Raw genomic sequence first — 9,976 nt, forward strand, 5'->3', positions numbered from 1 at the left:
CCTTGGAGGCGAAATAAAGGAGGAGGGGGCCCTTGGAGGCGAAATAAAGGAGGAGGGGGCGGCCGAAGGCCGACGCCGGGGGACATTCGCCGGAAAGGGCATCGGCGCCCAGCGCCCGACCCACCGACCAGCGTCAAAACAGCTTGGCTTCTACCTGCTCACCGCAAGCCGAGCCCCGTAGCGGCCGGTAGGCCCCTGGGCAAAATCAAGGAGGAGGCCGCCAGGCCGGGGGACATTTGCGCCAGGGGCCTACCGGCGGCTGCGGGGCCCTCACGCTCGCAGTAGTCCCGAACGGAGCCGCGACCCGATCCACGACGTCGCTCGGACTACGCGGACGCACGTGCAGACGTATGCCACCCACTCCGCCCTTTGCAACAGGACGCTCCCGTTCGTTGGGAGAAAACCAAAAAAAAGCCCCTGGCTTTCACCAGGGGCTTTTCAAAGATTGGCGGAGCGGACGGGACTCGAACCCGCGACCTCCGGCGTGACAGGCCAGCATTCTAACCAGCTGAACTACCGCTCCGCGCTTGAAACTTTGCAGGCGCTCATTCTATCCGAAGATATTCAGAAAACCTACCCCGAATGCTGCTTTTCTCGAGGATTTTTTCGTAACTGGCGGAGCGGACGGGACTCGAACCCGCGACCTCCGGCGTGACAGGCCAGCATTCTAACCAGCTGAACTACCGCTCCGCACTAAAACTTTTACTGCTCTTCTCAACGACGTCGATCGCCGAGAAAACTAAGGCCCCCGATTGCTCAGGGGCCTCGTCGAAACTGGCGGAGCGGACGGGACTCGAACCCGCGACCTCCGGCGTGACAGGCCAGCATTCTAACCAGCTGAACTACCGCTCCACATTTCAAACTTTTACTGGCGGTGCTGTGGTGGGTGCTGAGGGTTTCGAACCCCCGACCCTCTCCGTGTAAAGGAGACGCTCTACCGCTGAGCTAAGCACCCCAGCAAGCCGCTTAGTTTACGGCATCCTTCAGGGCTTTGCCAGCCTTGAACGACGGATTGTTCGATGCAGCGATCTTGATGGTGTCGCCGGTCTTCGGGTTGCGGCCGGTGCGGGCAGCACGTGCGCGAACCTGGAACGTACCGAAGCCCACCAGCGTCACTGCATCGCCGCCCTTCAGGGCCTTGGTGATGGACGCGATGACGGCGTCGACGGCGCGGTTGGATTCGGCCTTGGTCAGGTCGGCGGCTTCGGCAACGGCATCGATCAATTCGGTCTTGTTCATTCTGTACAGCTCCTTTGGCGGGGATTCCGCATATTCGACAGTGAAGCATCCGACCCACAATGCGGCCGGACGCCAGTGAAGTTCTCGATTCGCCGACGTCAGTGAGTGCTGACTCGCGAGTGGTGCTTTTATACCAGCGCACCCCTACCCGCGCAAGCTGAAAAGCCAATAACGACGCGGGTTTCGGCGATTTCCAGATGGCGCGTCAGTGCTTGACGCGCGTCGTGGAAGCTGTCTTGCCCTTGCTGCGCACTGTGACGCGCGCCCCATCCTTCTTGGCCTTCTTGGGCGTCAGCGGTGCCTCCAGCGCCAACTCCAGCACCTCTTCGATCCACTTCACCGGAATGATCTTCAGATCGCGGGTCACGTTGGCCGGGATATCGGCCAGATCCTTGCGGTTCTCCTCCGGGATGATCACCGTGGTGATGCCACCCCGCAGCGCGGCCAGCAGCTTCTCCTTGAGTCCGCCGATGGCGGTGACGCGGCCACGCAGGGTGATCTCGCCGGTCATCGCCACTTCGGCGCGGATCGGCACCTTGGTCAGCGTGGACACCAGCGAGGTCACCATCGCGATACCTGCGCTGGGACCGTCCTTGGGCGTGGCGCCATCGGGCACGTGCACATGCACGTCGTGCTTCTGCAGGAACTCGTTGTCGATGCCCAGCCGCTCGGCACGCGAACGCACCACCGACAGTGCCGCCGACGCCGATTCCTTCATCACGTTGCCCAGCTGGCCGGTCAGGATCAGCTGGCCCTTGCCCGGCACCAGGGTCGATTCGATCTGCAGCAGGTCGCCACCGACTTCGGTCCAGGCCAGGCCGGTGACCAGGCCGATCTCGTTCTGCTCTTCGGCACGGCCGAAGTCGACGCGGCGCACGCCCAGGTACTTGTCCAGGTTCTTGCCGTTGACCACCACGAGTGCTTTCTTCTTCGCGCCGGCCTTCTTGCCGACCTTGGCCGGCTTGACCGCAGCGACCGGCCCCGCCAGCGCGATGTCCTTGACCACCTTGCGGCAGATCTTGGCCACTTCGCGCTCGAGGTTGCGCACGCCGGATTCGCGCGTGTAGTAGCGCACGATGTCCTGGATGGCGTCGGCCTCGATCTCCAGCTCCTCCGGCTTGAGGCCATTGGCCTTGAGCTGCTTGGGCACCAGGTAACGCATGGCGATGTTGAGCTTTTCATCCTCGGTGTAGCCGGGGATGCGGATGACTTCCATGCGGTCCAGCAGCGGTCCGGGAATGTTGAGCGAGTTGGAGGTCGCCACGAACATCACTTCGGACAGGTCCAGATCCACTTCGAGGTAGTGGTCGTTGAACGCGTTGTTCTGCTCGGGGTCGAGCACTTCCAGCAGCGCCGAGGAGGGATCGCCGCGGAAATCCATCGACATCTTGTCGATCTCATCCAGCACGAACAGGGCGTTCTTGCTGCCGACCTTGTTGAGGTTCTGCACGATGCGGCCCGGCATCGAGCCGACATAGGTACGACGATGGCCACGGATCTCGGCCTCGTCGCGCACGCCGCCCAGGCTCATGCGCACGAACTTGCGGTTGGTGGCCTTGGCGATCGACTGGCCGAGCGAGGTCTTGCCCACGCCGGGCGGACCGACCAGGCACAGGATCGGGCCCTTCATCTGCTTCACGCGCGACTGCACCGCCAGGTATTCCAGGATGCGGTCCTTGACCTTGTCCAGACCGAAATGATCGGCGTCCAGCGTGTCCTGGGCGACCTTGAGGTCCTTGCGCACCTTGGTGCGCTTCTTCCACGGCACGCCCAGCAGCCAGTCCAGGTAGTTGCGCACGACGGCAGCTTCGGCCGACATCGGCGACATCTGCTTGAGCTTGTTGAGCTCGGCCTTGGCCTTGGTCTCCACCGGCTTGGGCATGCCCGCCTCGGCGATCTTGCGCGCCAGTTCGTCCAGCTCGCCCGGTGCATCGTCCAGGTCGCCCAGTTCCTTCTGGATGGCCTTCATCTGCTCGTTGAGGTAGTACTCGCGCTGGCTCTTTTCCATCTGCGACTTCACGCGGCCGCGGATGCGTTTTTCCATCTGCTGCACGTCGATCTCGCCGTCGACCAGGCCGACCAGCATTTCCAGGCGGTCGCCGATCTGCAGCGTTTCCAGCAGGCGCTGCTTGTCGGCCAGGCGCACGCTGATGTGCGCGGCGATGGTGTCGGCCAGGCGCGCGGGCTCGTCGATGCCGGCCAGCGTCTGCAGCAGCTCCGGCGGCAGCTTGCGGTTGGTCTTGACGTACTGCTCGAACAGCGACATCAGCGAACGGGCGATCGCCTCGATCTCGCGCGGCTCGCGCGATTCGTCCGATTCGATTTCCGTGGCGATGCCGTGCAGCGCGCTCTCGCGCTCGGTGACTTCGGTGACGTTGACCCGCGACAGTCCCTCGACCAGCACCTTGATGGTGCCATCAGGCAGCTTCAGCAGCTGCAGCACCTGCGCCAGCGTGCCGACCTGGTAGAGGTCGGCGGCGGTGGGGTCATCGGTCTCGGCCGACTTCTGGGCCAGCAGCAGGATGCGCTTGTCCGCCGCCATCGCCTGCTCCAGCGCGTGCATGGACTTGTCGCGGCCGACGAACAGCGGGATGACCATGTGCGGGAACACCACCACGTCACGCAGCGGCAGTACCGGCAGGTCGAGAGTCTCAGTAGGGGAACGGGCCATGTGGGCTCCAGTGGAACAGTGGGGATGGCCTCCGGGCGCCTCGCCCGGATACAAAAAAAGCCGATGGCCTCGTTATGGGGCCATCGGCTTCTAGATGCAAGCAGTTCTGAAAAATTTCTATCAATTCAATTACTTGAACCGATTATTCAGCACCAGCCGCCTTCTGTTCAGGCGCCGGTGGCGTCTGGTAAATCAGGTACGGTTCGGACTTGTGTTCGATCACCGATTCGTCCACCACCACCTTGCTGACGTTCTCTGCCGATGGCAGGTCGTACATGGTGTCCAGCAGGACCGATTCGACGATGGTACGCAGGCCACGGGCACCGGTCTTGCGCTTGAGCGCCTTGCGGGCGATCGCGGCCAGGGCGTCCGGACGGAACTCCAGCTCGACGTGCTCCATCTCGAACAGCTTCTTGAACTGCTTGGTGATTGCGTTCTTCGGCTCGGTCAGGATCCTGACCAGGGCCGCTTCGTCCAACTCTTCCAGGGTTGCCACGACCGGCAGGCGGCCGACGAATTCCGGGATCAGGCCGAACTTGATCAGATCTTCCGGCTCGACTTCGGCCAGGATCTTGCCCACTTCCTGCTTGCGCTCGGAGCTCTTCACCTTGGCGCCGAAGCCGATGCCGCCAGCGTCGTTGGAGCGCGCCTGGATCACCTTGTCCAGCCCGGCGAACGCACCGCCGCAGATGAACAGGATGTTCTTGGTGTCCACCTGCAGGAATTCCTGCTGCGGATGCTTGCGCCCGCCCTGCGGCGGCACGCTGGCCACGGTACCTTCGATCAGCTTCAGAAGCGCCTGCTGCACGCCTTCGCCGGACACGTCGCGGGTGATCGACGGGTTCTCGCTCTTGCGCGAGATCTTGTCGATTTCATCGATGTAGACGATGCCCTGCTGTGCCTTCTCGACGTCGTAGTCGCACTTCTGCAGCAGCTTCTGGATGATGTTTTCCACGTCCTCGCCCACGTAACCGGCTTCGGTCAGCGTGGTGGCGTCGGCCATGGTGAACGGCACGTTGAGCAGGCGGGCCAGGGTTTCGGCCAGCAGCGTCTTGCCCGAACCGGTCGGACCGACCAGCAGGATGTTCGACTTCGCCAGTTCGACCTCGTCGTTCTTCTGGCGGCTCTCGATGCGCTTGTAGTGGTTGTACACAGCCACGGCCAGCGTGCGCTTGGCCCGGTTCTGGCCAATCACGTACTGATCGAGGACCTCGAGGATCTCGCGCGGCTTGGGCAGCGAACTGCGCGCCGACTGCGCCTTTTCCTCGAGTTCTTCACGGATGATGTCGTTGCACAGCTCCACGCACTCATCGCAGATGAACACGCTCGGGCCCGCAATCAGCTTGCGCACCTCATGCTGGCTCTTCCCGCAGAAAGAACAGTAGAGGATCTTGCCGGTGTCCGTGGAACGACCTTGGCGGTCTTCGCTCATGCTTCGCTTACCCAGTTACCCCACCCGCTGAACGGGGGTTCGATTCGAGAATAGCACAGGGTCAGGAGGACACCAGTCCTACCCGACCCTGCGGAAACAAGCCGGTTTGCCGGCCTGGCTGCATCATCACGCCGGGGTGATCGACTCTTCCGGACGGCGCTCGAGCACCTGGTCGACCAGACCGTAGGCCACCGCATCGGCCGCGCTCTTGAAGTTGTCGCGCTCGGTATCGCGCGCGATGGTCTCCAGCGACTGGCCGGTGTGCTTGGYCAGCACCTCGTTCAGGCGCGAACGCAGGGTCAGGATTTCACGGGCATGGATGTCGATGTCCGAGGCCTGGCCCTGGAAGCCGCCCAGCGGCTGGTGGATCATCACCCGCGAGTTGGGCAGCGCATACCGCTTGCCCGCCGCGCCGGATGCCAGCAGCAGCGCGCCCATCGAGGCGGCCTGGCCGACGCAGATGGTGCTCACGTCCGGCTTGATGTACTGCATGGTGTCGTAGATCGCCATGCCGGCGGTGACCACGCCACCGGGCGAGTTGATGTAGATGCTGATGTCCTTTTCCGGGTTGTCCGCTTCCAGGAACAGCAGCTGCGCCACCACCACGTTGGCCATGTGATCGTCGATCGGGCCCACCAGGAAGATCAGACGCTCCTTCAACAGGCGCGAATAGATGTCATAGGCGCGCTCGCCGCGGCTGGTCTGTTCGACCACCATCGGAACCATGTTCAGGGCTGTGGTTCGGTTGTCCATTAGTGAGGCACCTATTTTGGGGGGAACGACCCCGCGCCGGGGCGCGGGGCGTAAAACGCAGGCCGCTTACTGGCGGATCGCGTCCTGGAACGACAGCTGTTCTTCGGTGTGCTGGGCGCGCTCGGCGATCCAGTCGATCACCTGCTCTTCCATCACACGATTCTGCAGCCCACTCATCAGCTGGGGGTCATTACGGTACATCTCAATGACCTGCTCCGGCTCTTCATAGGTGGAGGCAATCAGGCGCATGGTTTCATTCAGGCGCTTGGGGTCCAGGCGCAGGTCGTTCTTGCGGGCCACTTCGCCGACCAGCAGGCCGACCAGCACGCGCTTGGCAGCGGCGTCCTTGAAGCCTTCATGGGCGTCGGCCGGGACGTCGCCCGGGTTGCGGCCGCTGCGACGGATCTGCTCGACCTGCTGGGCCAGCATCGCACGGGCTTCGTTCTCGACCAGGCGCGGCGGCATTTCGACCGAGGCGTAGGCGGCGATCAGCTGCTCGCCCACTTCACGGCGCAGGCGGTTCATCAGCGCGCCCTTCAGTTCGCGCTCCAGGTTGGCGCGGATGTCCTTGCGGAACTGCTCCTCGTCGCCACCCTTCACGCCGAAGCTCTTGATGAACTCGGCATCCACGTCCGGCAGCACCGGCGCGGACACGTCCACCGCCTTGACGGTGACCTTGACCTGCTTGCCGGCCAGCGCCGGAACGCGCCAATCGGCCGGGAATTCGACGTCCAGGGTCTTTTCTTCGCCCTTGGCCAGGCCGATCAGGCCCTGTTCGATCTGCTCGAACATCATGCCCTGACCCACGATCACGCTGCCCTTTTCGCTGCCTTCGGCCGGCAGGCGCTCATCGCCGGCCTGGGAGAAGGTTTCCAGCGCAACCAGGTCGCCGTCCTGCGCCCCACGGGTGACCGGGCTCCAGCTGCGACGCTGTTCGCGCAGGTTGGTGATCATCTGGTCGATGTCGGCATCGTTGATGTCGGCGGTGTGGCGGACCACGGTCAGCTTGCTGACGTCGACATCGCCAAAGTCCGGAATCAGCTCGACGGTGGCCACGAAGGAGAACTCGCCTTCCTCGCCCTTGTCGATGCGCGGGGTGCCGGCAATGCGCAGCTCATGCTCGCGCAGGGCGGCATCGAAGGTCTCGCGCAGCAGGCCGTCGACGGCTTCGCTGCGGACCTGCTGGCCGAAACGCTGTTCGATCACCTTGGCCGGGATCTTGCCCGGACGGAAGCCCTTGATGCGCGCGGTGCGGGCGATTTCGCCCAGACGGCCACTGATGTGGGTCTGCAGGCGGTCTTCCGGCAGCGAGAAGGTCAGGCGGCGTTCCAGATTGCCAGTGGATTCGATCGAAGCTTGCATGTTGACTCCTGCCACCGGCGGCAACGCCCCCGGCACGATGTGATGGATGGAACGGGTTTTGAACGCGGGGTCGTTGACGCGCATGCCCGCCGCAGCCCTGTAGTTTCGCCGATATCGGCCAGCGCCGCCAGCGCAGGGCCGGAGCGGCCGTGAAGGCCTGCCCGGGCAGCATGCGGCCGTCTCCCCGGATCCGGGACGTGCCGACCATCAACCTGCCGGCCAGGGGCCGGGATGACTGGTGCGAAAGGGGGGACTCGAACCCCCACGCCTTGCGGCACTGGAACCTAAATCCAGGGCGTCTACCAATTCCGCCACTTTCGCGAGCGATACCGCTCAGCCGTCCATTGTTGCAGGGCTGGCGGGAAAGAAAAAGCCGCAAGGGCGCTATTGCGCCTGGATTGGCGCCGCGGCCTATGTGCCCTGGGCCGTCCCCGTCGGTGACGGGGCGGGCGTCGCATCCAGCAACCGTTGCGCCAGTGCCCGATAGATCGGCTGGCGGCACACCAGCGACGAGAGCGCACGCGCCAGCAGGACCGTGGCCAGGATGGGCAGCAGCATGTCGGTGTTGTCGGTCAGCTCCATGGAAATGACCGCCGAGGTCAGCGGCGCCTGGGTGATGCCGGTCAGGTAGGCGCACATGCCCAGCAGCACCACTGCCGAGGGGTCCACGCCGGGCAGCAGCGCGGCGAGGTTGTGGCCGATCCCCGCGCCGACCGCCAGCGCCGGCGAGAACAGGCCGCCCGGGATACCGGCGATATAGGACACCAGGTTGGCGGCGAACTTCATCAGCCCGAACTCGTGCCCCACCACGCCCTGCCCCTGCACAAGACCACGCGCCTGCTCGTAGCCGGTGCCAAAGGCGCCCGCGCCGAACACCAGCCCCAGCACCGCCAGCAGCAACCCGCAACCGGCGGCGAACAGCACCGGCCGCGACGCCCGCGCGCGTCCCAGCCAGCGGGGTCGCCCGTCCACGGCAGCCAATACCAGCCAGCTGAACACCCCGCCGGCCAGCCCGCCGACGACACCGCACAGCAGCACCGCCAGCCACCCCATGCCCAGCGGCAGCGTCACATCCACCCGGCCGAAATAGGTGTAATTGCCCAGCAGCCCCAGCGACACCACGCCACCGACGATCACCGCCGTCAACAGTGCGCCGGAGAAGCGATGCTCGAGCCGCCCGGACAGTTCTTCGATCGCAAACACCACGCCCGCCAGCGGCGTGTTGAACGCCGCCGCGATGCCAGCCGCGCCACCGGCCAGCAGGAAGTGGCCGGCGTGGCGCGGGTCGCGGAACCCGAGCGCRCGCCCGATCACGAACATGAGGCTTGCACCGACATGGACGGTCGGCCCTTCGCGCCCCACCGATGCACCGCCCAGCAGTGCCAGCACCGTCAACCCCAGCTTGCCTGCGGATACCGGCAGCGACAGGTTGCGCTGGCGGAACCCGGCGTCGGGCACGTCCAGTGCGGCGATCACCTGCGGGATGCCGCTGCCGCGGGTGGATTTGAGGGCGCCCTGGGTGACCCAGGCCAGCAGGCCGAATACGGCCGGGGTGAGCAGCAGGGGCCACAAGGGCGATGCGTCGTAGATGCGCCGGAACAGCGCGAAGGCCGCGTCGCTGGCCTTGGCGAACACGATGGCCGCCAGCGCGACGGCGACCGCACCGCCCCACAGGGCGAAGCGCTCGAACCATTGCTGCCGCGACCCAAGCAAGCGCGTGCGCGACGACGGTGACGGGGTATCCATGTCGATAGTGTTCCACCGGACCGATCCACGCGATGTGCAGTGACTGGCGGCAGCGGCGGCTGAATCAGTCGGTTGGCAAGGCCTGGGCGGGCTGGACGTCACCGTCGGCAAGGTCGGTACGCAGCACGGTCTGCGCGTAAGGATGGACGGGCACGTCTGCGAGCGGGATGGCAGGCACGAACGTGCCCGGCGCCATGTCATGGCGAACCACCGTGGTGGCGTTCTGCGCCTGCACCGACGGCAGTGCGGCCTGCGGCGGTGCGTCTGCTGCCAGCACGGTACCGACAGAGGCGGCCAGCAGGAGTCCGGCAAAGGTGGGAAGCGTCATCGTTGCTGCCCTCGAACAGGCGCCGTTGGCGCGGTACGTCGAGTGAAACGCGGTTGCCAGGCACAGACCGTGCGCGGCGTTGCAGGTTGGGAAAACGCCGTGACGTGTTCGGCGCGACGGGCGGCGCGAGGTCATGGCAGCGACGTGCGCGATGGAGATCCTCGCGCGTTGGACCGTTGCCGAGCGCGGCTCGGCACTACCGGGTTGCGTCCCACGCGAACGCCGGTGACCCGTCCTGCCATAGGTTGACACCTGTGGCGGATGATTCAGCCGCCGTCAGGCGGCCAAGGACGCCCGATGGACTGCATCGGGCGTCTGCATTTTAAGGGACAGGTGCGGTCGCTCGGCGTTATAGATCGCCACCGACTCGGCCACCATCTGCCGTGCCTGCGCCAGGTCCCGAGGGCGATGCAGCAGGAATTCGCCTTTCAAGATCCCATTTACC

The 9,976-nt window shown here is 64.9% G+C and carries 8 protein-coding genes and 5 tRNA genes; all 13 read right to left on the reverse strand.

Annotated elements, in window-relative coordinates; translation table 11 throughout:
- Positions 1–446 precede the first annotated feature (446 nt).
- A tRNA-Asp gene (locus AC1DR7_RS19030) sits at positions 447–523 on the reverse strand.
- A gap of 90 nt (positions 524–613) precedes the next feature.
- A tRNA-Asp gene (locus tag AC1DR7_RS19035) sits at positions 614–690 on the reverse strand.
- A gap of 85 nt (positions 691–775) precedes the next feature.
- A tRNA-Asp gene (locus AC1DR7_RS19040) sits at positions 776–852 on the reverse strand.
- A 28-nt stretch (positions 853–880) separates the two neighbouring features.
- A tRNA-Val gene (locus AC1DR7_RS19045) sits at positions 881–955 on the reverse strand.
- Between the two features lie 11 nt (positions 956–966).
- On the reverse strand, positions 967–1,239 hold the full coding sequence (locus AC1DR7_RS19050; RefSeq protein ID WP_038690141.1) for an HU family DNA-binding protein: 273 nt from the start codon (positions 1,237–1,239) through the stop codon (positions 967–969).
- Between the two features lie 205 nt (positions 1,240–1,444).
- Entirely contained in the window at positions 1,445–3,910 is a 2,466-nt protein-coding gene (gene lon, locus AC1DR7_RS19055) for an endopeptidase La (RefSeq protein ID WP_256776282.1), read from the reverse strand.
- 142 nt (positions 3,911–4,052) lie between these two features.
- Complete coding sequence (clpX, locus tag AC1DR7_RS19060) at positions 4,053–5,342, reverse strand: ATP-dependent Clp protease ATP-binding subunit ClpX (RefSeq protein WP_256776281.1); 1,290 nt, start codon at positions 5,340–5,342, stop codon at positions 4,053–4,055.
- 126 nt (positions 5,343–5,468) lie between these two features.
- Complete coding sequence (clpP, locus tag AC1DR7_RS19065; protein WP_478076619.1) at positions 5,469–6,095, reverse strand: ATP-dependent Clp endopeptidase proteolytic subunit ClpP; 627 nt, start codon at positions 6,093–6,095, stop codon at positions 5,469–5,471.
- 66 nt (positions 6,096–6,161) lie between these two features.
- Positions 6,162–7,457, reverse strand: coding sequence for a trigger factor (tig, locus tag AC1DR7_RS19070; protein ID WP_256776279.1), 1,296 nt, complete (start codon positions 7,455–7,457; stop codon positions 6,162–6,164).
- A gap of 236 nt (positions 7,458–7,693) precedes the next feature.
- A tRNA-Leu gene (locus tag AC1DR7_RS19075) sits at positions 7,694–7,778 on the reverse strand.
- Positions 7,779–7,868: 90 nt separating this feature from the next.
- Positions 7,869–9,203, reverse strand: coding sequence for a chloride channel protein (locus AC1DR7_RS19080; protein WP_457321098.1), 1,335 nt, complete (start codon positions 9,201–9,203; stop codon positions 7,869–7,871).
- Between the two features lie 64 nt (positions 9,204–9,267).
- The gene (locus AC1DR7_RS19085; protein ID WP_457321100.1) at positions 9,268–9,531 is read right to left on the reverse strand and encodes a hypothetical protein; all 264 of its coding nucleotides are present in this window, start codon (positions 9,529–9,531) and stop codon (positions 9,268–9,270) included.
- Positions 9,532–9,807: 276 nt separating this feature from the next.
- Positions 9,808–9,976, reverse strand: a 169-nt coding sequence (locus tag AC1DR7_RS19090; protein ID WP_478054549.1) for an integrase core domain-containing protein, incomplete at its 5' end; no start/stop codon positions are given.

This window comes from Stenotrophomonas sp. P5_A9, from assembly GCF_056400525.1.